The sequence below is a fragment of the Pseudomonas cimarronensis genome, from assembly GCF_049331905.1.
GTDB lineage: Bacteria > Pseudomonadota > Gammaproteobacteria > Pseudomonadales > Pseudomonadaceae > Aquipseudomonas.
Genome location: NZ_CP186283.1, coordinates 1,887,462 through 1,910,487 on the forward strand (window position 1 = coordinate 1,887,462; position 23,026 = coordinate 1,910,487).

General features: G+C 60.7%; 23 protein-coding genes. 10 read left to right on the forward strand and 13 right to left on the reverse strand.

Annotated elements, in window-relative coordinates; all coding sequences use genetic code 11:
- The first annotated feature begins 46 nt into the window (after positions 1-46).
- The gene (gene rpoS, locus ACOCLD_RS08760) at positions 47-1,057 is read left to right on the forward strand and encodes an RNA polymerase sigma factor RpoS (protein ID WP_311088807.1); all 1,011 of its coding nucleotides are present in this window, start codon (positions 47-49) and stop codon (positions 1,055-1,057) included.
- Between the two features lie 566 nt (positions 1,058-1,623).
- Here the strand turns inward: rpoS and fdxA are convergent.
- Positions 1,624-1,947, reverse strand: a complete 324-nt coding sequence (fdxA, locus tag ACOCLD_RS08765; RefSeq protein WP_090248347.1) for a ferredoxin FdxA — start codon at positions 1,945-1,947, stop codon at positions 1,624-1,626.
- A 138-nt stretch (positions 1,948-2,085) separates the two neighbouring features.
- Positions 2,086-4,659, reverse strand: coding sequence for a DNA mismatch repair protein MutS (gene mutS, locus ACOCLD_RS08770; protein WP_422911608.1), 2,574 nt, complete (start codon positions 4,657-4,659; stop codon positions 2,086-2,088).
- 78 nt (positions 4,660-4,737) lie between these two features.
- Here mutS and ACOCLD_RS08775 point away from each other — a divergent pair, with 78 nt between their 5' ends.
- From ACOCLD_RS08775 to recX, 3 genes are all read left to right on the forward strand, one after another.
- Positions 4,738-5,250: a CinA family protein gene (locus ACOCLD_RS08775; RefSeq protein WP_422911609.1), complete on the forward strand. Its 513-nt coding sequence runs from the start codon at positions 4,738-4,740 to the stop codon at positions 5,248-5,250.
- Between the two features lie 90 nt (positions 5,251-5,340).
- Positions 5,341-6,390, forward strand: coding sequence for a recombinase RecA (gene recA / locus ACOCLD_RS08780; protein WP_422911610.1), 1,050 nt, complete (start codon positions 5,341-5,343; stop codon positions 6,388-6,390).
- Positions 6,391-6,401: 11 nt separating this feature from the next.
- Positions 6,402-6,866: a recombination regulator RecX gene (gene recX, locus ACOCLD_RS08785; protein WP_422911611.1), complete on the forward strand. Its 465-nt coding sequence runs from the start codon at positions 6,402-6,404 to the stop codon at positions 6,864-6,866.
- Positions 6,867-7,054: 188 nt separating this feature from the next.
- Here the strand turns inward: recX and ACOCLD_RS08790 are convergent, their stop codons facing one another.
- Positions 7,055-8,134 (reverse strand): LOG family protein, encoded by a 1,080-nt coding sequence (locus ACOCLD_RS08790; protein WP_422911612.1) that lies wholly within the window; start codon positions 8,132-8,134, stop codon positions 7,055-7,057.
- Between the two features lie 132 nt (positions 8,135-8,266).
- A complete protein-coding gene (locus tag ACOCLD_RS08795) occupies positions 8,267-9,670 on the reverse strand; it encodes an MBL fold metallo-hydrolase RNA specificity domain-containing protein (RefSeq protein WP_422911613.1) in 1,404 nt (467 codons plus the stop codon).
- Between the two features lie 129 nt (positions 9,671-9,799).
- Between ACOCLD_RS08795 and ACOCLD_RS08800 the strand changes: the two genes are divergently transcribed.
- Together ACOCLD_RS08800 and ACOCLD_RS08805 are read left to right on the forward strand one after the other, a co-directional pair.
- The gene (locus ACOCLD_RS08800; RefSeq protein WP_422911614.1) at positions 9,800-12,202 is read left to right on the forward strand and encodes a xylulose 5-phosphate 3-epimerase; all 2,403 of its coding nucleotides are present in this window, start codon (positions 9,800-9,802) and stop codon (positions 12,200-12,202) included.
- 35 nt (positions 12,203-12,237) lie between these two features.
- Positions 12,238-12,435 (forward strand): hypothetical protein, encoded by a 198-nt coding sequence (locus ACOCLD_RS08805; RefSeq protein WP_422911615.1) that lies wholly within the window; start codon positions 12,238-12,240, stop codon positions 12,433-12,435.
- A gap of 8 nt (positions 12,436-12,443) precedes the next feature.
- On the opposite strand, the gene ACOCLD_RS08810 is transcribed toward ACOCLD_RS08805, so the two are convergent.
- On the reverse strand, positions 12,444-12,842 hold the full coding sequence (locus ACOCLD_RS08810; RefSeq protein WP_392539312.1) for a quorum-sensing-regulated virulence factor family protein: 399 nt from the start codon (positions 12,840-12,842) through the stop codon (positions 12,444-12,446).
- Positions 12,843-13,048: 206 nt separating this feature from the next.
- Here ACOCLD_RS08810 and ACOCLD_RS08815 point away from each other — a divergent pair, with 206 nt between their 5' ends.
- The gene (locus ACOCLD_RS08815) at positions 13,049-13,759 is read left to right on the forward strand and encodes a tRNA-uridine aminocarboxypropyltransferase (RefSeq protein WP_422911616.1); all 711 of its coding nucleotides are present in this window, start codon (positions 13,049-13,051) and stop codon (positions 13,757-13,759) included.
- A 3-nt stretch (positions 13,760-13,762) separates the two neighbouring features.
- On the opposite strand, the gene ACOCLD_RS08820 is transcribed toward ACOCLD_RS08815, so the two are convergent.
- Positions 13,763-14,644: a DMT family transporter gene (locus ACOCLD_RS08820; protein ID WP_422911617.1), complete on the reverse strand. Its 882-nt coding sequence runs from the start codon at positions 14,642-14,644 to the stop codon at positions 13,763-13,765.
- Between the two features lie 200 nt (positions 14,645-14,844).
- On the opposite strand from ACOCLD_RS08820, the gene erdR reads away from it, so the two are divergent.
- Positions 14,845-15,504 (forward strand): response regulator transcription factor ErdR, encoded by a 660-nt coding sequence (erdR, locus tag ACOCLD_RS08825; protein WP_257777987.1) that lies wholly within the window; start codon positions 14,845-14,847, stop codon positions 15,502-15,504.
- A gap of 67 nt (positions 15,505-15,571) precedes the next feature.
- The gene (locus tag ACOCLD_RS08830; protein WP_257777988.1) at positions 15,572-15,937 is read left to right on the forward strand and encodes a diacylglycerol kinase; all 366 of its coding nucleotides are present in this window, start codon (positions 15,572-15,574) and stop codon (positions 15,935-15,937) included.
- A gap of 9 nt (positions 15,938-15,946) precedes the next feature.
- On the opposite strand, the gene ACOCLD_RS08835 is transcribed toward ACOCLD_RS08830, so the two are convergent.
- On the reverse strand, positions 15,947-16,873 hold the full coding sequence (locus ACOCLD_RS08835) for a LysR family transcriptional regulator (protein WP_422911618.1): 927 nt from the start codon (positions 16,871-16,873) through the stop codon (positions 15,947-15,949).
- Positions 16,874-16,997: 124 nt separating this feature from the next.
- Between ACOCLD_RS08835 and fpr the strand changes: the two genes are divergently transcribed.
- Entirely contained in the window at positions 16,998-17,777 is a 780-nt protein-coding gene (gene fpr / locus ACOCLD_RS08840; protein WP_233684132.1) for a ferredoxin-NADP reductase, read from the forward strand.
- A 50-nt stretch (positions 17,778-17,827) separates the two neighbouring features.
- Here the strand turns inward: fpr and ACOCLD_RS08845 are convergent, their stop codons facing one another.
- The 6 genes from ACOCLD_RS08845 to ACOCLD_RS08870 form a co-directional block, all read right to left on the reverse strand.
- On the reverse strand, positions 17,828-19,162 hold the full coding sequence (locus ACOCLD_RS08845; protein ID WP_422911619.1) for a diguanylate cyclase domain-containing protein: 1,335 nt from the start codon (positions 19,160-19,162) through the stop codon (positions 17,828-17,830).
- Between the two features lie 168 nt (positions 19,163-19,330).
- Positions 19,331-19,744, reverse strand: coding sequence for a VOC family protein (locus tag ACOCLD_RS08850; RefSeq protein ID WP_422911620.1), 414 nt, complete (start codon positions 19,742-19,744; stop codon positions 19,331-19,333).
- Positions 19,745-19,824: 80 nt separating this feature from the next.
- On the reverse strand, positions 19,825-20,520 hold the full coding sequence (gene tsaA, locus ACOCLD_RS08855) for a tRNA (N6-threonylcarbamoyladenosine(37)-N6)-methyltransferase TrmO (RefSeq protein ID WP_422911621.1): 696 nt from the start codon (positions 20,518-20,520) through the stop codon (positions 19,825-19,827).
- A gap of 39 nt (positions 20,521-20,559) precedes the next feature.
- A complete protein-coding gene (locus ACOCLD_RS08860) occupies positions 20,560-21,330 on the reverse strand; it encodes an SDR family oxidoreductase (protein WP_422911622.1) in 771 nt (256 codons plus the stop codon).
- A gap of 256 nt (positions 21,331-21,586) precedes the next feature.
- Positions 21,587-22,048 (reverse strand): DUF1456 family protein, encoded by a 462-nt coding sequence (locus ACOCLD_RS08865; protein WP_257777994.1) that lies wholly within the window; start codon positions 22,046-22,048, stop codon positions 21,587-21,589.
- Between the two features lie 50 nt (positions 22,049-22,098).
- The gene (locus tag ACOCLD_RS08870) at positions 22,099-22,809 is read right to left on the reverse strand and encodes an rRNA pseudouridine synthase (protein WP_422911623.1); all 711 of its coding nucleotides are present in this window, start codon (positions 22,807-22,809) and stop codon (positions 22,099-22,101) included.
- Positions 22,810-23,026: the final 217 nt, after the last annotated feature.

A 23,026-nucleotide genomic window follows, 5' to 3' on the forward strand; every position in this document is an offset into this window, starting at 1 on the left:
TGGTCGCGCTAGGGCTTGCTGTCGAACTCAGCAAGGAATAACAAAAATGGCTCTCAATAAAAAAGAAGCGCCGGAGTTTGACGTCGATGATGAAGTGCTCCTGATGGAGCCCGCTATTGTCCTTGACGATGATTCAGACGAAGAAGCGCAACCGCCACTTTCCCGCAGCAAAGCAAAAGCATCCGCAACCAGCAGCAAGCAACACAAATACATCGATTACACCCGTGCACTCGACGCCACTCAGCTGTACCTCAACGAAATCGGCTTTTCCCCTCTCCTGACTCCTGAAGAAGAAGTGTTCTTCGCGCGCCTGGCGCAGAAGGGCGACCCGGCCGGCCGCAAGCGCATGATCGAAAGCAACCTGCGCCTGGTGGTGAAGATCGCTCGTCGTTACGTCAATCGCGGCTTGTCCCTGCTGGATCTGATTGAAGAGGGCAACCTCGGTCTGATTCGCGCGGTGGAGAAATTCGATCCTGAGCGCGGTTTCCGTTTTTCGACCTATGCCACCTGGTGGATCCGCCAGACCATCGAACGGGCGATCATGAATCAGACCCGTACCATTCGCTTACCGATTCATGTGGTAAAAGAGCTCAACGTCTACCTGCGTGCAGCTCGCGAATTGACCCAGAAGCTCGACCATGAGCCTTCGGCAGAAGAAATTGCCAACCTGCTGGAAAAACCGGTAGGTGAAGTTAAACGCATGCTCGGCCTGAATGAGCGTGTTTCCTCGGTGGACGTTTCACTGGGTCAGGACTCGGATAAAACCCTACTCGATACCCTGACCGATGACCGCCCGACTGACCCTTGCGAGTTGCTGCAGGACGATGACCTGTCGCAGAGCATCGACCAGTGGCTGTCTGAACTGACCGACAAGCAGCGTGAGGTAGTGATTCGCCGCTTCGGTCTGCGTGGCCATGAAAGCTGCACCCTGGAAGAAGTTGGCCAGGAAATCGGTCTGACCCGTGAGCGCGTTCGGCAGATTCAGGTCGAAGCCCTCAAGCGTTTGCGGGAAATTCTGGAAAAGAACGGTCTGTCGAGCGACTCGCTGTTCCAGTGAGCTTGATGAGTTAACACTTAACCCGGCCTTGGCCGGGTTTTTTGTGCCCGTGTTTTATGCTCCCCGCTTTCTCGTGAGCGTAATGCATGACGGCAGAAGTTATTGCGGGCGAGTTTTGTACGTGCTTATGTAAGCCATTGCTTACAGGGTGCGTAAGCTATTGGTGCGCAAGGCGGCCGGTGAAGTGCTCTTCTCGGTTATAAGTTACTGTTTTTTAAATAATATTTATTTTTTAGGGGAGGGCTGAATGCCATCCGTATGGCGTTTTCAGCGCTTGTTAGGAAGGCGGAAATCGCTAGTATTACACCTGTGCTCAAGGACAAGCACAGGTTGTCAGGATGACAATCAGGACATCGTAGGACGCGATTCATCAGGACGATGAGCTGGGAAATACAGGGACTAGGGACAAAAGAGTGGGCGACGCGAGTCGCCCCTTTTTTTGCCTGCGTTTTCTGTATCTATCGTTTGCAGATCACTCTGCGGCCTTGTTTCAGGCAATTTCGGGTCTGCAAAAAAGGAAAAACCCGCGCAAGGCGGGTTTTTTGTGCAGCTAGCGCAGCAACGTACTAGCGCTCCAGATACTGCAGCTTGTCCTTCACGCCATCCCACTCTTCAGCGTCTGGCAGGGACTCTTTCTTCTCGGTGATGTTCGGCCAGACTTCGGCCAGGTCGGCGTTCAGTTCGATGTATTCCTGCTGATCTTCCGGCACCTCATCTTCGGAGAAGATGGCTTGTGCAGGGCACTCAGGCTCGCAGAGTGCGCAATCGATGCACTCGTCCGGGTGGATCACCAGGAAGTTCGGGCCTTCGTAGAAGCAGTCCACCGGGCAGACTTCCACGCAGTCGGTGTATTTGCATTTGACGCAGTTGTCGGTAACGACGAAGGTCATTTCTGATTCTCTCCTCGGGCGCCAGCCTGCCCCGTTCTATGCGGGTTTCAGCAGGCTAGGGGTAATGGCCACGGCTCAGGCTTTAAGTCGGGCAGTCATAAAAATGCGCGCGATTCTAACAGTTCGCGCGCAATAGCGTTAGAAGCGTGTCTTCCATGTATATAACAGTTCCAGCGCTTTACGCGGAGTCAGATCATCCGGGTTGATCTTGCGTAATTCCTCCTGCAGCGGGTGCGGCAGGCTGGCGAACATATCGCTCTGCATCGGAGCCGCCGTCTGACCGGGCTGCGTCGGCGGCAGTTCATGGGGCAGGCTGGTGGTCTCCAGGCGCGCCAGGTGTTCGCGGGCGCGCAGGATCACCTCATTCGGTACACCCGCCAGTTGCGCTACCGCCAGGCCATAGCTCTGACTGGCCGGGCCAGGCAGCACGTGATGGAGGAAGACGATGCGCTCATTATGCTCGGTGGCATTCAGGTGCACGTTGGCCACGATGGGCTGGCTTTCCGGCAGCACGGTCAGCTCGAAGTAATGGGTGGCGAATAGCGTGTAGGCGCGCAGCTTGGCCAGCTGTTCGGCAGCGGCCCAGGCCAGCGACAATCCGTCGAAGGTGCTGGTGCCGCGGCCTACCTCATCCATCAGCACCAGGCTGCGCTCGGTGGCGTTGTGCAGGATGTTGGCGGTTTCGCTCATCTCCACCATAAAGGTCGAGCGGCCACCGGCCAGGTCATCGCTGGAGCCGATGCGGGTAAAGATGCGGTCAACCAGCGACAGTTCACAGCTTTTCGCCGGCACAAAGCTGCCGATATGGGCCAGCAGCACGATCAACGCGGTCTGCCGCATATAGGTGGATTTACCACCCATGTTCGGCCCGGTGATGATCAGCATGCGCGTGTCATCGTCCAGGCTCAGGTCGTTGGCCACAAAGGGTGTAGTCAGTACCTGTTCGACCACAGGGTGACGGCCCTGGTCGATACGCATGCACGGCTCATCGACAAAGCGCGGGCGATTGAGATCCAGGTTCAGTGCGCGCTCGCTCAGGTTGCTCAGCACGTCCAGTTCGGCCAGTGCGGCGGCGCTGTCCTGCAGCGGGCCGAGGTGGCCGATCAGGCGTTCGAGCAGTTCGTCATACAACATCTTCTCGCGGGCCAGGGCGCGGCTCTTGGCCGACAGCGCCTTGTCTTCGAACTCTTTCAGCTCGGGGGTGATAAAGCGCTCTGCGCCTTTCAGGGTCTGCCGGCGGATATAGTCGGCCGGGGCCGATTCGGCTTGCTTGCTCGGCAGCTCGATAAAGTAGCCGTGCACGCGGTTGTAGCCGACCTTGAGGTTGGCCAGGCCGGTACGGGCTTTTTCCCGTACTTCTAGATCCATCAGATACTGGCCGGCGTTTTCGCTGAGCGATTGCAGCTCGTCCAGCTCAGCGTCATAGCCGGTTTTCAGTACGCCGCCGTCGCGGATTACCGCCGGCGGATTGTCGATAATCGCCCGTGCCAGCAGCTCGGCCAGCTCCGGGTAGGTACTGACCACGCTTGCCAGCTCGCTCAGGTGCGGCGCTTCCAGATTGGTCATGGCCATCTGCAGCGTGGGCAAGGCGGCGAGGGCGTCGCGTAGGCGCGCCAGGTCGCGCGGGCGCGCATTACGCAGGCCGATCCGCGCAAGGATGCGCTCCAGATCGCCGATTTCCTTCAGCTGCGGCTGCAGGGTTTCGAAGCGGTAGCGCTCCAACAGGCAGGCAATCGATTCCTGGCGCGCTTCGAGAATGCTGCGGTCACGCAGTGGGCGGTTTAGCCAGCGGCTGAGCAGCCGACTGCCCATGGCGGTCTGGCAACGGTCGACCACCGATTGCAGGGTGTTGTCGCGCCCACCTGCCAGGTTGATATCCAGCTCCAGGTTACGGCGGCTGGCGCCGTCGAGAATCACCGTGTCGTCCAAGCGCTCATGGCGCAGGCTGCGCAGGTGCGGCAGGGCGGTGCGCTGGGTTTCCTTGGCGTAGGCCAGCAGGCAGCCGGCAGCGCCGATGGCCAGGGTCAGGTTTTCACAGCCGAAGCCTTTGAGGTCCTGGGTGCCGAACTGTTGGCACAGGCTTTTGTGCGCGGTGTCGCGTTCGAAGTCCCAGGGCGCGCGGCGACGTGAACCGCGACGTTTCTCGGCGGGCAGGTCTTGTGGCCAGTCATCGGGGATCAGCAGCTCAACCGGATTGAGGCGCTCAAGTTCGGCCAGCAGATTCTCCCAGCCCTTGATCTCCAACACGCTGAAGCGGCCGCTGGTGATATCCAGCACGGCCAGGCCAAACAGGCGCTCATCGCCCAGTACCGCGGCTAGCAGGTTGTCGCGGCGCTCATCGAGCAGGGCTTCGTCGCTGATGGTGCCGGGGGTGATGATGCGCACCACCTGGCGTTCCACCGGGCCTTTGCTGGTGGCCGGGTCGCCGACCTGCTCGCAGATCACCACCGACTCGCCCAGCTTGACCAGCTTGGCCAGGTAGCCTTCCAGAGAATGGAATGGGATCCCACACATAGGGATCGCCTGGCCGGCAGACTGGCCACGGGCGGTCAGGGTGATATCCAGCAGTTTGGCGGCCTTTTTCGCGTCCTCGTAGAAGATCTCGTAGAAGTCGCCCATGCGGTAAAACATCAGCTGTTCCGGGTGCTGATTTTTCAGTTTCCAGTACTGCTGCATCATCGGCGTGTGAGAACTGAGGTCGCTTTGGTTCATCGTTTTAACTGTCCGGCTGAATCGCAAAAGCGCCTAGTGTACGGTATCGGCCTGGCTGGCTTTAACCCCGGAGTGCAGATGACTGCTAATGAATATGCCTTGACCCACCTGGCTGCTGAGCTAGGCACACAACTGCTTGCCGCAAAGGCCCTGGTGACCACTGCTGAATCTTGCACCGGTGGCGGTATTGCCGAGGCGATTACCCGCATTCCCGGCAGCTCGGCCTGGTTTGAGGCTGGTTACGTCACCTACTCCAACGCGCAAAAGACTAAACAGTTGAATGTTCCCGAGGCGCTGTTTGCCACGGTTGGCGCGGTGAGTCAGGAGGTGGTCGAGGCCATGGTGCGGGGCGCGCAGGCCCATAGCGGTGCGCGTTATGCCGTGGCCGTCAGCGGGGTGGCGGGGCCGGATGGCGGCTCGGCGGAGAAACCGGTGGGTACAGTCTGGTTGGCCTGGGGCGATGGTGAGCAGCTATTTAGCGTGCGTCGGCAGTTTGCCGGGGACCGTAGTGAAGTTCGCCGACAAACGGTTGAGGCCGCACTGGCGGGGCTGTTGCACCTGCTTGCGCAAGAAAATCCAAACGCGGGGTAGGCGGACGACTTGCCCTGTGGAATAATACTGTCTACTTATACAGTTGTTGGTGGCCGCTAGCTGGCCCTTCTTGATTACGTGAGGACTCAAATGGACGAGAATAAGAAGCGCGCCTTGGCGGCAGCCCTGGGCCAGATTGAAAAGCAATTCGGCAAGGGCGCGGTGATGCGCATGGGCGATCATGATCGTCAGGCGATCCCGGCCATCTCTACCGGTTCCCTGGGTCTGGACATCGCGCTGGGCATTGGCGGCCTGCCGAAAGGCCGCATCGTCGAAATCTACGGCCCTGAGTCCTCCGGTAAAACCACCCTGACCCTGTCGGTGATTGCCGAAGCACAGAAGCTCGGTGCTACCTGTGCCTTCGTCGATGCCGAACATGCGCTTGACCCGGATTACGCTGGCAAGCTCGGCGTCAACGTCGACGACCTGCTGGTATCGCAGCCGGACACCGGCGAGCAGGCCCTGGAAATCACCGACATGCTGGTGCGCTCCAACGCCATCGACGTGATCATTGTCGACTCCGTGGCGGCCCTGGTGCCGAAAGCAGAAATTGAAGGCGAGATGGGCGATATGCACGTCGGCCTGCAGGCCCGCCTGATGAGCCAGGCGCTGCGCAAAATCACCGGTAACATCAAGAACGCCAACTGTCTGGTGATCTTTATCAACCAGATTCGCATGAAGATCGGCGTGATGTTCGGCAGCCCGGAAACCACCACCGGTGGTAACGCCCTGAAATTCTACGCTTCGGTTCGTCTGGATATTCGTCGTACCGGTGCGGTGAAGGAAGGCGACGAAGTGGTTGGCAGTGAAACCCGCGTCAAGGTCGTGAAAAACAAGGTTGCGCCGCCGTTCCGTCAGGCCGAGTTCCAGATCCTTTACGGCAAGGGCATCTACCGCAACGGCGAGATCATCGACCTGGGTGTGCAGCTTGGCTTGCTGGAAAAATCCGGCGCCTGGTACAGCTACCAGGGCAACAAGATCGGTCAGGGCAAGGCCAACTCGGCCAAGTACCTGGAAGACAACCCGGAAGTGGCACGTACCATCGAAGGTTTGATCCGCGAGAAGCTGCTGGTCAGCAATGTGCCGGGCAAAGCCAACGCGGCTGTTGACGAGCTGGCTGACGCCGAACTCGACGCCTGATCCACGCGCCCATGTCCATAGCTCTGGATAACCCCGTCGCGGTGCGGCGGGCGGCCATGGATCTGCTGGCCCGGCGTGAACATGGCCGGGTCGAGTTGACCCGCAAATTGCGCAGTCGCGGGGCGACAGATGAGTTGATCGAAGCCGCTCTCGATCGACTGGCTGAAGAAGGCTTGCTGTCTGAGGCGCGTTATCTCGAGGCCTTTGTCAGTTATCGCGCGCGTGCCGGCTATGGGCCGTTACGCATTCGTGAAGAGCTGACCCAGCGCGGTCTGGCCCGTAGTGATGTTGAGCAGGCCCTTCGCGACAGTGCTATCGACTGGCGTGAGCAGCTGCAGGAAACCTGGCAGCGCAAGTTTGCTGGGGCGCTGCCTTGTGATGCTCGCGAGCGGGCTCAGCAAGCACGTTTTCTCAGTTATCGGGGGTATCCGCCAGAGCTGATTGGGCGTTTGCTACGCGGCGCGTTGGACGATTAGGTCGCAGCGGATTGTTGCTTGGCTCTGCGCGATTTTCTCTTTTCCCCATTCACTGTTCCACACGCCGATGATGCAGCAGTACAGGAAGCACGTGCGTTCTGTACTGAAATGCGTGTGTTCGTTTTTGTCTTGTTAGCCTACTGGCCCGCGATTACCGATAGCCCGAAGGCGGCTATCGGTGGCGGCGCTCAGGCGTTTTCCGCCCAGTTGTGCGGCTGATTGGTGAAGTCCAGCAGTTCGCGTAAGCGGCCATGGCTACGGCCGTTGAAGGCAAAGGCCAGGCGCGTCATGTGGCATAGCTCGGGCTCATCCCGTTCGGAGTCGCAATGCCCTTGCTGCTGGTAGTCGCCATGGATACACAGGTCACGGAACTCAAGGTTGAGCTGCTGCATGGCCTGTTCACTTAGCGCATGGTTGAGGCGGATCACGTAACGCTCGTTAAGCCAGCGGCTGGAGTGGTAGTTGCGGTAGAACTGGGCAATTTCCTCGGCGGCTTCTTCTGCGCTGTGCACTAGGCGCATCAGGCGCATGTCACTGGGCAGGATATAGCCGTTGTCTTGCAGTTGCTCCTGAAGAAAGGTCAGGGCGCTGGTCCAGAAGCTGCCGCCCGGTTGATCAAGCAGTACCACGGGCACCATCGGGCTTTTGCCGGTCTGAATCAGGGTCAGCACTTCCAACGCTTCATCCAGCGTGCCGAAACCACCCGGGCAGAGCACCAGCCCGTCGGCTTCTTTGACGAAGAACAGCTTGCGCAGAAAGAAGAAGTGGAATGACAGCAGGTTGTTGCTGCCTTGCATGGTGGCATTGGCGTTCTGCTCGAACGGCAGGGTGATGTTGAAGCCCAGGCTGTTTTCCAGGCCGGCACCTGCATGCGCAGCGGCCATAATGCCGCCGCCGGCACCGGTGATGACCATCAGGTTGTGCCGGGCCAGGGTTGCGCCGAGCTCATGGGCCAGTTGGTAGACCGGATGCTCGGCCGGGGTGCGGGCCGAGCCGAAGACGGTGACTTTGCGCCGCCGCTTGAACTGTTCCAGCATGCTGAAGGCATGCTCCATTTCACGCAGGGTCTGCAGCATGATCTTGGCGTCCCAGCGGTTGCGATCCGCTTGCGCCATGCGGATCACGGTGCTGAGCATTTCCTGGTAGAGCTTGAGGTTGGGGCTGTCTGGCGGGGTGGCCAGCTTGCTCAGCTCTTCCACTTTGCTGTTCAGGTCGACGCCACTGATCTGAAAGTGCCGGGACAGGTAATCGTCCGTTTCGTAGGGCATACAACTTCTCCTTCTAGGTGCGGGCCGGGCAGCTTGTGGCTGCGGCGGCCGTGTCCTGAGTATGGCCGGCGGCGCCAGGTTTGTGCTGTGCGGGCTGCTGGAGCCTAACCCGCCGCCGGGCTCAGGCCTGCATCAGAGGGCAATTTGTTCGCCAGGTTCAGGAATATTGGCGATCCAGTCCAGACGTTCGCGCAAGGCCAGTTGCAGGGCCTGCATCTTCTCCAGTTCGCCATGCACCAGGTACAGCTCGGGGTGATGCTCGAAGTTGCTGACCCAGTCGAGCAGCTGGGATTGTCCCGCGTGTGCGGAAAAGCCGCCCAGGGTGTGGATCTTGGCTTTCACGGCAATGCGCTGATGGAGGAGTTTCACGTGCTCGGCACCGTCCACCAGGGCTCGGCCGAGGGTGCCTTTGGCCTGGAAGCCGGGGAAGATCAGGTGGCAATCGTCACGCCAGAGGTTGTGCTTGAAGTGATGGACGATGCGTCCGCCGGTGCACATGCCACTGCCGGCGATGATGATTGCGCCACTTTTTATGCGGTTGATCGCCATCGACTCCTCGGCTGTCGCGGTGCAGCGCAGGATCGGCAGCCAGTCTTCGATGCGTTTGCTGCCGCGGGCTTGCAAGGCGGCGCGGTCTTCGGCGGCAAACTGATCCTGATAGCGCGAGTAGATGGCGTTGGCACGGATGGCCATGGGGCTGTCGAGAAACACGGCCTGCTGCGGCAGACGGCCTTCGTGGTAGAAGCGTCCGAGGTAGTAGATCAGGTCCTGGGTGCGACCGATGGCGAAGGAGGGAATCAGCACGTTGCCGCCGTCGCGATGGGCCTGTTGCAGGATGTCCGCCAGCTCGTCCAGGGTGTCTTCGCTGCAGCGGTGGTCACGGTCGCCGTAGGTGGACTCGAGCAGCACCACATCGGCCTGGCTCAGTGTGCTGGGATCACGCATCAGGGGTGAGCAGGTGTTGCCCAGGTCGCCGGAAAACACCAGGCGGCGGGTCAGGTGATGGTCCTGCACTTCGAGTTCGACAATCGCCGAGCCGAGAATATGCCCGGCATCGTGAAAGGTAGCGTGGACGCCTTTGGCCACTTCGCGGCTTTCGCCATAGATCATCGGTCGGCGTTGGCTCAGCGCCTGCTCGGCATCGCGGGTGGTGTACAGCGGGCTGATTGGGGGCTTGCCCATCCGCGCGCGCCATTTGTTTTCCCACTCGGCGTCTTTTTCCTGCAGGAAAGCCGAATCGAGCAGCATCAGCTCCATCAGTTCACAACTGGCGTCAGTGGCAAAGATCGGCCCACGGTAGCCGGCTGCGGTGAGTTTGGGCAGCAGGCCGGTGTGGTCGATGTGCGCATGGGAGATCACCACGGCATCCAGGCTCTGCGGATCAAAGGCGAACGGCGCATGGTTGCCGTCTTCCTCCTCGCGGCGACCTTGGCGCATGCCGCAATCGAGCAGCACCCGAGCGCCGTCTCGGCTTTCGATCAGGTAACAGGAACCGGTGACTTGTTGAATCGCGCCGAGGAAGTTGAGCAGGGCCATGGTGAGTCCTTGGTCGAGTAAAGGGGCACTTCTAAGGCTGGTCTATGGCGGGGGCGAGTGTCTTGATGCAGGTCAGCATCCACTTGTGTCTCGGCTTCTAGACTTTTCCCATCTTTAGGGAGCAAACCCATGACTCAGCTATTTCCCAGTGCCAGTGAGTTGGCTGAACACGCCCGGATACAGCCAGACTTTGCCGCCTGGCAGCGCGGCTATGGTCCGTTACAGCATAGCCAGCAGACGTGTGCGGCGGTGTACCGTCTGGCCCATCAATTGGTGCAGACAGGTCAGCAGGCCGATCTGGCGGCCGTCTATCGCCACTTTCAGGCACTTGACCGGCTGACTGCTGCTGGCCTTTGGTTGGTGGTGCACATGACCTATGCCAAGCGCGTGCGCCTCGACGGTGTGGCGCTGGCTGCCGAGGATTTCAAAGCCACACCCGAAGGGCATACCGGTGGTGCACTGAACATGGTGCCGGCTTATGCCGGTTATCTGGCGTTGAATAACCTGAGCGGTGAAACCCGCGGCTGGTTGATGGGCCAGGGTCACTGCGTGGCGGCCATCGAGGCACTCAACCTGCTGACCGCCAATCAGCTGCCGGAACAGGCCGCTCGTTATGCCTGCGACGAGGCCGGGATGAGCCGGTTGGTCGCGGACTTCTATAGCTATGCGCAGAACGCCGCAGGGCAGGTCAGTGCGCCGCTGGGCAGCCACGTCAACCCGCACACGGCGGGGGGGATTGCCGAAGGGGGTTACCTGGGCTTTGCCGAGTTGCAATACGCCCACCTGCCACTGCCGGGCGAGACGCTGGTGGCGTTTCTCTCCGATGGCGCTGCCGAAGAGCAGCGCGGCAGCGACTGGATGCCGCGCTGGTGGCGGGCCGAGGACTGTGGCGTGGCCTTGCCGGTGATGATTGCCAACGGTCGGCGCATCGAGCAGCGCACAGAGCTGGCGACGCCGGCAGGGCTGGACAACTTTCGCGAGCATCTGCGCCAGTGCGGGTTTGACCCCGTGAGTTTCGATGGCCGCGACCCGGCTGCGTTTGTCTGTGCCCTGTGGGAGATGGAGCAGCGCCTGGGCCGACGGGTGCAGGAGTTGCGCGATGGCGTGCTCAGCTATCCACTGCCGATGCCTTACGGTATTGCCGAGACCGTCAAGGGCTTCGGCTTCTACGGGGCCGGAAGCAATGCGGCGCATAACCTGCCATTGCCGGCCAGTCCTCACTGCGATGCGGCGGCCCGCGCCCTGTTCAATCAGCATGCGGCGCAGCTGTGGGTTGCCCCGGATGAACTGCGTGCGGCTTGCGCGCTGTTTGCCGCTCGCGGCACGCGTGCACTGGAACGGGATAACCCCTTGGCGCAGCGTCACCCGCCATTGCCACACCTGCCGCCCTTGCACTATCAGGAGCATGCCTGCTCGCCGATGCGCGCGCTGGATCGTTTTTTTGTCGACCTGGTACAGGCCAACCCGCACTTGCGTCCCCGGGTTGGTAACCCTGATGAGTTGGCCAGCAACCGTCTGGACGGCGTGCTCAATGCGCTCAAGCATCGCGTCACCGCGCCGGAAAGCACCCTGGAGGCGGTGCATGGGGCGGTTATCACGGCGCTCAACGAGGAGGCTGTAGTGTCCGCCTGTCTGGCCAATCAAGGCGGCCTGAACCTGGTGGCCAGTTACGAAGCCTTCTGCGTGAAAATGCTCGGTGCCGTGCGCCAACGCATCATCTTCGCCCGCCAGCAGAAGGAAGTAGGACGGCCAGCCGGCTGGCTCGGTTGGCCGCTGGTGGCTACGTCGCACACCTGGGAGAACGGCAAGAATCAGCAGTCGCATCAGGACACCACGTTCTGCGAGGCGCTGCTGGGCGAGATGGGGGACATGCTGCGGGTAGTGTTGCCGGCTGATCACAACTCGGTACTGGCACTGCTACCGGGTATCTACCAGGCACGCGGCCAACTGACCTGCATGGTAATTGCCAAGCGTGAGCAGCCTTGCGTATTCAGCCCTGCACAAGCCGAACAGCTGGCCCGTGACGGCGCTCTGGTACTGGCCGAGCACGCGGGCGAACAGCCTTTGCTGCTGATAGCCAGTGGCAGTTATCAGCTGGTGGCCATGCAGCGGGCGGCCGTTCGTCTGAGCGCGGCCGGATGTGCCTGGCGTCTGATTTACTTGCAGGAGCCCGGCCGTTTTCGCGCCCCGCGCGATGCCTGGGAAGAGGCCTCGGTTGCTACTGCCACGCAGGTGGAACAGCTATTCCCCAGCACCTGCACGCGGCGTGTGTTGCTGACCCACATGCGCCCGGAAGTGGCGCGTGGGCACCTTTGGCCAATCCTTGGTGATGCGCGCAATAGCCGCGTGCTCGGCTACCGTAATCGGGGTGGCACGCTGGATGAGGCTGGCATGCTGTTCGCCAATCAGGCGAGTTGGGCGCATGTACTGCAGGCTGCCTCCGGGTTGTTGGACAAGCCCATTGCGGCACTGCTCAGCACTGAGGAACTGGCGGCTGTGCAGGGGCGGGGCGATCCGCGCTGTCTGCGTTAGCTGCTGGTTATGCACGCTGGATGGGAGGGGCAGGTATGCCTAGGTTGAGTCTGGAACTTGATGTGGAACTGTACCGTCTGCTGCAGCAGGCGGCTCACAGCAACCAGCTGAGTCTGGAAGAGGAGTGCTTGCGCCGGTTGGAAGGGGCGACAAGGCGTTCACAGTACATGCACGCCTTGTTGGCTGATCTACGCGCCGATGATGCACAACGCCGTGCCGATCAGGAGGGCTGAGGGGCGGTTTACAGGCCGCAATCAGCCTTGCTGAAGCGCTCGGTGGTGACCGGGCGATTGCTCTTGTACTCGCTGAACTCGTAGCGCAGTGCTGCGCCACGGGCGAGCAACTGACGGTAGCCAGGGTTGCGGCAAACGCTATTGGCCAGTTGCACCCTTACCGCGTCCGGGTTGCCGCGCATCTGGGCGGCATGCTCGCTGCGCACGCTGAGGTGGTTGACCAACTCGCTGCCGTCCACGGTATAACCCTGATCAAGAATGTCTTCATTGATCGCCCGTGGCGTGCCGACGCTGCTTTCGCGGGCAACCTTTTCCAGCATCTTGTTCAGTTCGAAGTCTTTCAGCGTGGCGGCATGGGCCAACAGGGGCAGGCTCAGCGCCAGAGTCAGGCTGATAAAACGCAGCATGGGGTTCTCCAAAGTCGATTCGCTCCTCTGACCGGCAAGCCCTGGCAGAGGTTCAGTGGCGTTATCTTACTCGCCTGCCGGTGCTTGCGGCAGCTGCCCTGGGGACGCACGGTTGAATAACCCGCCGCAGGCTTTGTTAGACTGCCGCGCCTGCCGCCCCCTGGATAAGCCATGTCGTACGTTCGTTACCCTCAGGTGCATGCCTGATGAGCCATGCTGTAGCACGGTTGCGCGCCGAGCGGATTGCCCGCAGTGCCAAACCCTTTCTTGCCCGTGGCAGCCGAGCCATCCGCTGCAACGACTGTCGCCTGGCCCTGAGCCATTGCCTGTGCGCCTGGCGCCCACGGATTGAAGCGCGGTCGGCCATGTGCCTGCTGATGCACGATGTTGAAGCGCTCAAACCGAGCAACACTGGTTGGTTGATTGCCGATGTGGTGGCTGACACTTCGGCGTTTGGTTGGTCGCGGGTCGCGGTTGATCCAGGCTTGCCGGCCTTGCTTCAGGATCCGCAGTGGCAGCCGTATCTGGTCTTCCCCGGTGAGTATGTGGCGGCTGAGCGAGTGGTCAGTGAGGTGATGCCGGCTGCTGGCAAGCGGCCGTTGTTCGTGTTGCTGGACGCGACCTGGAGCGAAGCGCGCAAGATGTTTCGCAAAAGCCCCTACCTCGACAGCCTGCCGGTGCTCAGCCTGCAGGCCGAACAGCTGTCGCGCTATAAGCTGCGCCGTTCCAAGCGCGATGATCATTTCTGCACCGCAGAAGTCGCCGCGCTGTGCCTGGAACTGGCCGGTGATCAACGGGCCGCTGATGGGCTGAATGCCTACCTGGATGTCTTCAGTCAGCACTACCTGGCGGCCAAGGCCCCGCGCGCCGTGGCCCTGGATGACCCATTGCACCAGCGGCTGCGCGAGTTTCTGTAAGCACTAGGCGATCTTCTTCGGCCACAGCTGCGCGAGCAGCATGCCGGTGAACATCAGCGCGCAACCGAAGTAGCCGCGCAGCTCCAGCGATTCGCCGAGCAGCCAGGCTCCGGCGATGGCGGCGAACACCGCCTCGAGGGACAGAATGATGGCGGCGTGGGAGGCGATGGCATCCTTCTGCGCCACCACCTGCAGGGTAAAACCGACAGCCACGCCAAAGATCCCGCCGTAGAGAATCGCCGGGCCCGCAGCGATGATCGACTGCAACTGAATTTCCTCGAAGATCACCGCCAGTACCAGGCTGATCACCGCGCAGGTGATGAACTGCACCAGGGCCAGGCGTAGCGGATCATGGCGGCCGGCGAAGAGTCCCACCAGCAGCACATGCACGCCCCAGACAAAGGCCCCGGCCAGTTGCAGCCAGTCACCGGAGGCCACGGTAAAGCCTTCACCGACACTCAGCAGGAACATCCCCACCACCGCCAGGCAGGCGCCGAACCAGATGCCCAGGCCGGTCTTGTGGCCGATAAACAGGCCCAGCAGTGGCACGATGATCACGTACAGGCCGGTGATAAAGCCGGAGTTGGTCACGCTGGTAAACAGCAGGCCCACCTGTTGCAGGTTGATCCCCAGTGCCAGGGCCAGGCCCATTAGCACGCCACCGCGTAGCAACTGGCGATTCAGCGGTGCCACCGGCGCGCTGCTGCGGCCTTCCAGCAGATGCAGCACTGGAAGCAGAATCAGCGCCGCCAGGGCGAAGCGTAATCCGCTATAAAGAAAGGGGCCGATGGCATCCATGCCCAGGCGCTGTGCGACAAATGCCGACCCCCAGATCATGGCGGTCAATAGCATCAACAAATCGGCGCGCAGGGCGTGGCTTCGCATTTCTAGCTCTCGTCGGCAAAGGTGCGAACTGTGCCGCAAAGCATCGTGCTTGACCACCCCGTCAGCGCTCGGCATGCTGGGCCGCTTTTCGGCGTGGTCGGAGTCGTTGGGGTTTTCGTCCGGCTCACTGCGCGCGCTGCGTTACCGTGCCCTGGACACTGCCTATCGCAGGCATCCACATAACAAAAACAGGATTCACCATGGCCGCTTTTGAAATCCTTATTGCTGATGATCACCCGCTATTTCGCAGTGCCTTGCAACAGGCGTTGACGCTTGGTCTGGGGCCGGATGTACGGCTGGTTGAAGCGGCCAGCATCGCCGAGCTGGAAGCCCGTCTGGCCGAGAAAACCGACTGGGATCTGGTCCTGCTCGATCTCAACATGCCAGGCGCCTACGGCTTCTCCGGGCTGGTGCTGCTGCGTGGGCAATACCCGCACGTGCCGGTGGTGATGATCTCGGCGCAGGAAGAGGCGGCCATCGTTGCCCGTTCGCGCGAGTTTGGTGCCAGTGGCTTTATCCCTAAGTCCAGCGCACTGGAAACCATCCAGCAGGCGGTGCGTCAGGTGCTCGATGGTGAGGTCTGGTGGCCGCAGCAGAGTCAGGAAGCGATTGCTCTGTCGGCCGAGGCCAAGGCTGCCAGCGCCGGCCTGGCCAGCCTGACGCCACAGCAGTTCCGGGTGTTGACCATGGTCTGCGATGGCCTGCTGAACAAGCAGATTGCTTATGAGCTAAGTGTGTCCGAAGCCACGGTAAAAGCCCATGTGACGGCAATCTTCCGTAAACTTGGCGTGCGCACCCGCACGCAGGCAGCCTTGTTGCTGCAGCAGCTGGAATCGATTCCTGCGCCGGCGGACGGTTAAGCCGCTGTTAATCTTTGCCCGGCAAACTCGCTGCGCTGTGTTCCTCCATTCGTTGTGATGATTTTCAATGTCTCCATTCAAGGGCCAGACCGGCCTGAAACGTGTTCTCAATGCCACGGGTTATTCGCTGGCCGGGCTGCGCGCGGCCTTCACTGGTGAAGCTGCATTCCGCCAGCTGCTGTTGATCAACGTCGTGCTGATTCCATTGGCATTCTTCCTGGATGTCAGCCGCGGCGAGCGAGCATTGATGGTGGCAGTCTGTCTGCTGGCATTGATCGTCGAGCTGCTCAACTCGGCGGTGGAAGCGGCGATTGATCGCATCTCCCTGGAGCTGCATCCGCTGTCGAAGAACGCCAAGGATATGGGCAGCGCCGCGCAATTCACGGCCCTGACGCTGATAGCCCTGGTGTGGGCGATCATTCTGTTGGGCTGAGGTCGCGAATCAGGCAATGGTCGGCAGAACGATCTGATCGCTGCGTGTTACCCCGGCCGTCAGGGCGCGACACAGCTCGATGAACTCACGCATGGCGGCGGTCTGGTATTTCTGTTTGTGCCAGATGAAGTAGAACTGCCGACGCAGATCCAGTTGCGGTGTTTCCACCGCCACCAGGCTCCCCCGGCGAAATGCATCGCGCAGCGCCAGGCGGGAAATGCAGCCAATGCCCAGGCCTGATTCCACCGCGCGTTTGATGGCCTCGGTGTGCTCCAGCTCCAGGCGCACATTGAGACTGCCGGGATGGTGGCGCATGGCCTGATCGAAGGTCAGTCGCGTACCAGAGCCCTGCTCACGCAGAATCCAGGCTTCGCGGGTCAACTCCTCCAGGCTCGCCTCGCCGCGTTGGGCCAGTACATGCTGCGGCGCGCAGAACACCACCAGCTCATCCTCAACCCACGGCTGCACTTCGATATCCGGGTGCTGGCAGTCGCCTTCGATCATGCCCATATCCAGCTCGTAATGAGCGATTTGTTGCACCACATGGGCGGTGTTGTGCACCTGCAGTTTTACCCGACACTCCGGGTGGCGCTGCATAAAACTGCCGATCAGCAGGGTCGCCAGGTAGTTGCCCACCGTCAGCGTGGCGCCGACATTCAGCGAGCCGTAGCCACTTTTGCCGCCGAGCAGACGTTCAATATCCTTGGCTTGGTCGATGAGCGCCACAGCCTGCGGCAGCAGTTGCAGGCCGAGGGCGTTGAGGCTCAGGCGCTTGCCGGCACGATCGAACAATTGGCAATCGGATTGCCGCTCCAGCTCGCTCAGTGAAGTGCTGGTCGCCGATTGCGACAGCGCCAGAGAATCGGCGGCACGGGAGACGCTTTCCTGTTGGGCGACGGCGACGAAGACTTGCAGTTGTCTGAGGGTAAATCGCATATCTATATAACCGATAACCTATATCTTGATAATCAAGTTAACAGATATTATGCCGCTCTTTACAATGCCGTCCATCACGCGCGCCCGCGCACAGGACTTTATATTCGTCGGAGCCCCCGAGCACATGAGCAACCTCAATTCCGAGCGCATTCTCAGCGTCCACCACTGGAACGATACCCTGTTCAGTTTCAAGTGCACCCGCGATCCGGGCCTGCGTTTCGAGAATGGTCAGTTCGTGATGATCGGCCTGCAGCAGGACACTGGTCGTCCGCTGATGCGTGCCTATTCGATTGCCAGCCCGAACTGGGAAGAGCACCTGGAGTTCTTCAGCATCAAGGTGCCGGACGGCCCGCTGACCTCGCAGCTGCAGCACCTCAAGGAAGGTGACGAGATCATCATCAGCAAGAAGCCTACCGGCACCCTGGTGCTTGATGACCTCAATCCGGGCAAACATCTGTACCTGCTCAGCACCGGCACCGGCCTGGCGCCGTTTATGAGCGTGATTCAGGACCCGGAAACCTATGAGCGTTTCGAAAAGGTGATCCTGGTCCACGGCGTGCGTTATGTGAACGAAGTGGCTTACCGTGAGTTCATCACCGAGCATCTGCCGAAAAATGAATTCTTCGGCGATGCGTTGAAGAACAAGCTGATCTACTACCCGACCGTTACCCGCGAGCCGTTCGAGAACCAGGGCCGTCTGACCGACCTGATGCGCAGTGGCAAACTGTTCCAGGACATCGGCCTGCCACCGATCAACCCGCAGGACGACCGCGCGATGATCTGCGGCAGCCCGAGCATGCTCGATGAAACCAGCGAGGTGCTCAACGAGTTCGGCCTGAAGATTTCCCCGCGTATGCGTGAGCCGGGTGACTACCTGATCGAGCGCGCCTTCGTCGAGAAGTAAGCATGGCTGCATAACAGAGCCCGCCACCCGGCGGGCTTTTTCATGCCTGCCTAGTTCTGCTCAAGGGTGCAGTGGAAGCGGTTGCCGCCGCTCTGTTTGGCCCGGTACATGGCGTTGTCAGCATGTTGCAGCAACTGCTGCGCGTCCTGGCCATGTTGCGGGTAAAGGGCAATGCCGATGCTCGGCAGGATGGTCTGGTTCTGCCCGCACAGCTCGAAGGGCTGATTGAGGCTCTGGCGGATTTTTTCCGCCACCACGCTGGCGTGGTCGGCCGAGTGAAAGTCTTCCAGCAGTACGACGAATTCATCACCAGCAAAGCGCGCTACGGTATCGGCCTCGCGCAGGCACAGCTGAATACGCTGGGCGACGCCTTGCAGCAGCTGATCGCCAGCGGCGTGGCCGAGGTTGTCATTGACCTGCTTGAACTTGTCCAGATCGAGGAACAGCAGCGCCACTTGCGATTGCTCGCGACGCGCGCGGGCCAGCGCTGTGTGCAAGCGATCGCGCAGCAGTTCGCGGTTGGGCAGCTGGGTAAGCTGGTCATACTGCGCCATAAATTGCAGGTGACTGAGCATCTGCTGACGCTCGATGGCGGCGGCCACCTGGGTCGAGACGAACTGCAGCAGCTCTTGATCACGCTCGCTGTAGCGCGTGGCGGCACTGCTTTGCACCAGCAGCGCACCGATAATTCCACGGTGCGAGCGCAGCGGTACACCAAGCCAGCTATGTGGCATTGCAGTTGGTGCCTGGCTGGCGTTGGGCAGCAGCAAGGTGTTGCCGCTACGAATCACCTGCGCGCTCAGCGTGGCGGCATTCAGTGGCGTATCGACAGTCGTTGCTGGCGGCTGTTCGGCGGGGTAGGGGAAGCTCAGCTCGTCGTTTTGCTCATCGTACAGCGCTACCGAGAAACTGATGGTCGGCAACAGTTCGCCAATGATCTGGTGCACCTGCTGAAACAGCCCGAGCAGGTCCTTGGCCGAATGGGCCGCTTCGGAAATACCGTATAACGCGGCCTGCAAGGCTTCACTGCGTTTGCGTTCGCTGATGTCATGGGCTACGGCAATGCGCACCTGATCATCCTCGGACCAGCGCGCGGACCAGAGGATATGCACGGTGCTGCCATCCTTGCGCAGGTAACGGTTTTCGAAGTGCGGGTGAGCGATGCCAGCCATGATCTCCCTGGCTGCCTGCAGGGTTTTCGCGCGGTCTTCCGGGTGGACCATGTCGATCATGCGGCGGCCGATCATCTCATCGGCTCGGTAACCGAAAATGCGCTGACAGGCTGCGCTGACAAAAACGAAATAGCCTTGTTGATCGACCACGCAGATGGCGTCGAGCAGCAGATCGACAAGGTTCTCGGTCGGCACGTAGGTGCTGGTTTGCATGGCGTCACAGGGCGTTGATTCATGAGGGGCAGCGGCTGCTGGCTAACTGCAAGCATAGCTGCAGGCGTTCACCTTACCTGCATGATGATGAACAAAGTACGTCTGGCTGCTGGCGGCCGTGGGCCGCCGCCGAACGGTTGTTCTGTGCCGGATGAGTGGCGGGTTGTGCTAACCGGCCTGGCTGAAGCGTTGCCCGGAAACCGCAGGGTGGTAGATGGGCTGCACCTTGTTGCCGGCGGGGTCGAGCAGGTGAAAGCTGTACGCGCCGTCGCCATGTGCAAACGGGCGGTCGAGCAGGGTGACGCCTTGTGCCTTGAAGTAAGCGTACCAGGCGTGCAGCTCGTCGATGCTGTCGACGATAAAGCCATAGTGATCCACCGCCTGCTCGCCGCTGCTGGGTACACAGGCGCGGCCCAGGGAGAGGTTGTCGTTACCGCAGGTTAGGTAGACCAGGTCTGCATTGGCGCGGTGCAGCACCTGCATGCCGAGAATGTCCACGTAGAAGCGTTCACAGGCTTCCAGGTTGGGGACCAGCAGGGCGATATGGCGCAGGCCATTGAGGCGACCGGGACGTTCGAGCATGGTAAGCATCCTATTTTGTATACATTTACTTGGTAAATATAAGACAAAATTGCTGCTCAGCCTATGCGTGCTAACCAGGATCAGTCGGCCGCTACGACCTCCAGTACGCAGATGCTACCGGGCTGTGGGTAGTGCCAATGCACCTCGACATCCCAGAAGCGCACGCCATAACGGCGCTCGGGGCTGGGCTGCTGGTAGGCCGGGCGCGGGTCCTGGGCCAGGCACTGCTCAATCAATTCGACCAGCGGTTCATCCAGGCGTTGCCCGTGTTCGTTTGCCTGGATCAGCGCGCTGTCCTGCCAGCTGACGTCGATCCGCGCCGGTGCGCTGTCGGCAATGCGGTTGTAAGCATCGGCAACGCTGTCGGCATAGGGCACGTAGGGTTTGATATCCAGCACCGGGGTGCCGTCGAGCAGGTCGATGCCAGAGAGCCACAGTTTGCCGGCTTCGACCCGCTCCAGCTTGACCACCGACTGGCCGATGCCATTGGGCCGGTGCGTGGCGCGGGTGCTGAACACGCCGACCGATTGATTGCCGCCCAGGCGTGGCGGGCGCACCTTGAGCCGTGGTTTGTCTTCCAGGGCCTGGTGAAACAGGAACAGCAGCCAGACATGGCTGACCTGCTCCAGCCCCTGCACGGCATCGCCGTTATCGAACGGAGCGATCAGCTCCAGCACGCCACGGGCCGCTGGGGCCAGTTGCGGCTGACGGGGAATGGCGAACTTCTCCTTGAAGCAGGAGCGGACAAAACCGATGGGCGAAACCGAGTAGGACATGGCGGCGTGATCGAGTGAAAACGCCGCCATAGTACGCGATTACAGGTGGAAACCGCCGTCGATCGGGATGATCGCACCGGTCATATAAGCCCCGGCGGTGCTCGCCAGGCTGATGGCCAGGGCGGCCATTTCTTCCTCGCGGCCCCAGCGCTGCATCGGGATCAGCGCACAGTCCTCGGCCATGGCCGCTTCATCCTGGGCAATAAACTGGGTCATCTTGCTTGGGAAGCGGCCCGGGGCGATGACGTTGACGTTGATATGCTGGCCCACCAGTTCGCGGGCGAGCATGCGTGACAGCTGGTGCAGCGCCGCCTTGCTTGGGCCGTAGGCGTAGGCGTCTTCGCCGTGCGAGGTGATACCGGCCACCGAGCCGATATTGATCACCCGTGCCGGGTTGGCCGCGCTGCCGCCCTTGCGCAGCAACGGCAGGAGTTTCTGGATGCAGCTGAACACTGACGTCACGTTAAGCTGCATGACCTTCTCCCAGCCCTTGGCCGGGTAGCTTTCCAGCGGGGCGCCCCAGGTGGTGCCTGCGTTGTTCACCAGAATATCCAGGCTGCCAATCTGCCCAGCCAGTTGCTCGGCCAGTACCTTTACACCGTCTTCGCTGGCCAGGTTGGCAGCAATACCGTGGCAGGTGCCGAAGGCCGATAGCTCGGTTGCAGTTTGCGCGCAGGCCTCGCCATCACGGGCGCAGACGTAAACGGTGGCGCCGGCCTCGACAAAGGCTTTGGCGATCATCTTGCCGATGCCGCGGGTACCGCCGGTGACCAGGGCGGTGCGGCCTTGCAGACTGAAGTAGGGGTGCATGGCGAATCCTTTTAACGGATGAGTGCCACTACCCTAATCATCTGACCGCGCCATGGCAGTCATCATTGCCCGTGGAAATACGCTGCCATGCGGGCAGGCATGGCAGCGCGGACTTAGAATCTGTTTACGATCTCGCGAGCTAGAGCCAGACAAGGCAAAAACAGCCGAGGAAGCGGAGTTTACGAGCTGTAAATGAGCATTTCGAGGCTGTTTTTAACGCCGGATGGCCGACGCGCAGCAGATCGTAAATAGGTTCTTAGCCGCGAACGCGCAGGGTTAGACCCTTGAGGAAATTACGCAGGAACTGATCACCGCAAGGGCGGTAGTTGCTGTGGCCGAACTTGCGAAACAGCGCGCTCATCTCCGGCTTGGACACCGGAAAGTCAACGCTTTGCATGATCGCGTGCATATCGTCTTCTTTCAGCTCGAAGGCCACCCGCAGCTTTTTCAGCACCATGTTGTTGGTGATCGGCAGTTCAAACGGCTGGGCCGGACGGCTGTCATCCTTGCCGCGTTTGAAATACACCAGGCCGTCGAGAAAGTGCGCCATCAGTTCATCGTCGCAAGGGCTAAAGCCGTCTTCATCCTCTTTCTTGAGCATCGCCGCGAGGTCGTCGAGGGCGACCTGCTTGCCGCTGAGCTGGATGATCTCGAGCAATTCTGCGTCGCTGATGTCTAGGGTGTAGCGCAGGCTGCGCAGGATGTCGTTGTTAAGCATGGGGATGTCCTGAAGTGCGCAGCAGCCAAGGGCTGCCGCTGGAGAAATCGTTAGAAGCGTTCTTTTGCGGCCAGGTAGCGCCATTGTCCCGGTTGGACCTTAGCCATTGGCACGCCGCCGATACGGATGCGTTTCATGCTCAGCACCTTGAGGTCGACGCTGTTGCACATAAAGACGATCTGCCCGGGCAGTGGGTTCTTCAAGGCGAAGCGCAGGCGGGTTTCGTTCTGCCAGCTGACCTTGCAGGGCGGCAAGGCGACGCCGTTGAAGGTCAGGCCGTGGGCCAGTTGCTTGAGCTGGCTGGCACTCAAGGTGCCGACGACTTCGACCACGTATTCCTGTTCGAGCTTGCTCTGGTCTTCCCTGAGCTTGCGCTCGATGCGCCAGTCCTGAGTCAGCACATGCAGGCCATCGGCACCGGCTTGCAGCGGGATGCAGGGCGTCAGTCGATTGAAGTGGCTTTTCAGTACGCGGATGGCCGAACCATCGTCAGTCCAGTGAGTGGCTGGGCTGATGCTTTCAGCGGCGCGCTCAGGGTTGTGCCCGCTGGGTACGTGCAGCAGCAGGGTGACCGGTTCGATTGGCGCCAGAACTGCACCCGGCAGCAACTCGACACGCTGTTCGGCTACTTTGAATTGCGGCTCTTCCACCACCACGCCATCCACCGTGACCCAGCCGCCTTCGATATACAGCTCGGCCTCGCGGCGCGAACAGCCGATCACTTCGATCAGGCGTTTGGACAGGCGAATGGGATCGGTCATAAAAGCGGTCATCGGCAAAAAAAGGGCGGCCATTGTAACTGCCCGGGGCTGGCATGCACGGAACATCGGGCGAACGGCGGCGATAAAAATGACCGGCGATAAAAAACCGCTCCTGGGAGCGGTTTCTATTAAGCATGGTGCTTCTAAAAAACGTAGCGAGCGACGGTCAGGCGAGGCGAAAGCAGACGAAAAAGCGGAGTGTACGACTGTACATGAG

What these genes read in the sequence shown, in the direction of transcription:
- rpoS (WP_311088807.1), top strand. Translation starts at nt 47, where the DNA reads ATGGCTCTCAATAAAAAAGAAGCGCCGGAGTTTGACGTCGATGATGAA.
- fdxA (WP_090248347.1), bottom strand. Translation starts at nt 1,947, where the DNA reads ATGACCTTCGTCGTTACCGACAACTGCGTCAAATGCAAATACACCGAC.
- mutS (WP_422911608.1), bottom strand. Translation starts at nt 4,659, where the DNA reads ATGAACCAAAGCGACCTCAGTTCTCACACGCCGATGATGCAGCAGTAC.
- ACOCLD_RS08775 (WP_422911609.1), top strand. Translation starts at nt 4,738, where the DNA reads ATGACTGCTAATGAATATGCCTTGACCCACCTGGCTGCTGAGCTAGGC.
- recA (WP_422911610.1), top strand. Translation starts at nt 5,341, where the DNA reads ATGGACGAGAATAAGAAGCGCGCCTTGGCGGCAGCCCTGGGCCAGATT.
- recX (WP_422911611.1), top strand. Translation starts at nt 6,402, where the DNA reads ATGTCCATAGCTCTGGATAACCCCGTCGCGGTGCGGCGGGCGGCCATG.
- ACOCLD_RS08790 (WP_422911612.1), bottom strand. Translation starts at nt 8,134, where the DNA reads ATGCCCTACGAAACGGACGATTACCTGTCCCGGCACTTTCAGATCAGT.
- ACOCLD_RS08795 (WP_422911613.1), bottom strand. Translation starts at nt 9,670, where the DNA reads ATGGCCCTGCTCAACTTCCTCGGCGCGATTCAACAAGTCACCGGTTCC.
- ACOCLD_RS08800 (WP_422911614.1), top strand. Translation starts at nt 9,800, where the DNA reads ATGACTCAGCTATTTCCCAGTGCCAGTGAGTTGGCTGAACACGCCCGG.
- ACOCLD_RS08805 (WP_422911615.1), top strand. Translation starts at nt 12,238, where the DNA reads ATGCCTAGGTTGAGTCTGGAACTTGATGTGGAACTGTACCGTCTGCTG.
- ACOCLD_RS08810 (WP_392539312.1), bottom strand. Translation starts at nt 12,842, where the DNA reads ATGCTGCGTTTTATCAGCCTGACTCTGGCGCTGAGCCTGCCCCTGTTG.
- ACOCLD_RS08815 (WP_422911616.1), top strand. Translation starts at nt 13,049, where the DNA reads ATGAGCCATGCTGTAGCACGGTTGCGCGCCGAGCGGATTGCCCGCAGT.
- ACOCLD_RS08820 (WP_422911617.1), bottom strand. Translation starts at nt 14,644, where the DNA reads ATGCGAAGCCACGCCCTGCGCGCCGATTTGTTGATGCTATTGACCGCC.
- erdR (WP_257777987.1), top strand. Translation starts at nt 14,845, where the DNA reads ATGGCCGCTTTTGAAATCCTTATTGCTGATGATCACCCGCTATTTCGC.
- ACOCLD_RS08830 (WP_257777988.1), top strand. Translation starts at nt 15,572, where the DNA reads ATGTCTCCATTCAAGGGCCAGACCGGCCTGAAACGTGTTCTCAATGCC.
- ACOCLD_RS08835 (WP_422911618.1), bottom strand. Translation starts at nt 16,873, where the DNA reads ATGCGATTTACCCTCAGACAACTGCAAGTCTTCGTCGCCGTCGCCCAA.
- fpr (WP_233684132.1), top strand. Translation starts at nt 16,998, where the DNA reads ATGAGCAACCTCAATTCCGAGCGCATTCTCAGCGTCCACCACTGGAAC.
- ACOCLD_RS08845 (WP_422911619.1), bottom strand. Translation starts at nt 19,162, where the DNA reads ATGCAAACCAGCACCTACGTGCCGACCGAGAACCTTGTCGATCTGCTG.
- ACOCLD_RS08850 (WP_422911620.1), bottom strand. Translation starts at nt 19,744, where the DNA reads ATGCTCGAACGTCCCGGTCGCCTCAATGGCCTGCGCCATATCGCCCTG.
- tsaA (WP_422911621.1), bottom strand. Translation starts at nt 20,520, where the DNA reads ATGTCCTACTCGGTTTCGCCCATCGGTTTTGTCCGCTCCTGCTTCAAG.
- ACOCLD_RS08860 (WP_422911622.1), bottom strand. Translation starts at nt 21,330, where the DNA reads ATGCACCCCTACTTCAGTCTGCAAGGCCGCACCGCCCTGGTCACCGGC.
- ACOCLD_RS08865 (WP_257777994.1), bottom strand. Translation starts at nt 22,048, where the DNA reads ATGCTTAACAACGACATCCTGCGCAGCCTGCGCTACACCCTAGACATC.
- ACOCLD_RS08870 (WP_422911623.1), bottom strand. Translation starts at nt 22,809, where the DNA reads ATGACCGATCCCATTCGCCTGTCCAAACGCCTGATCGAAGTGATCGGC.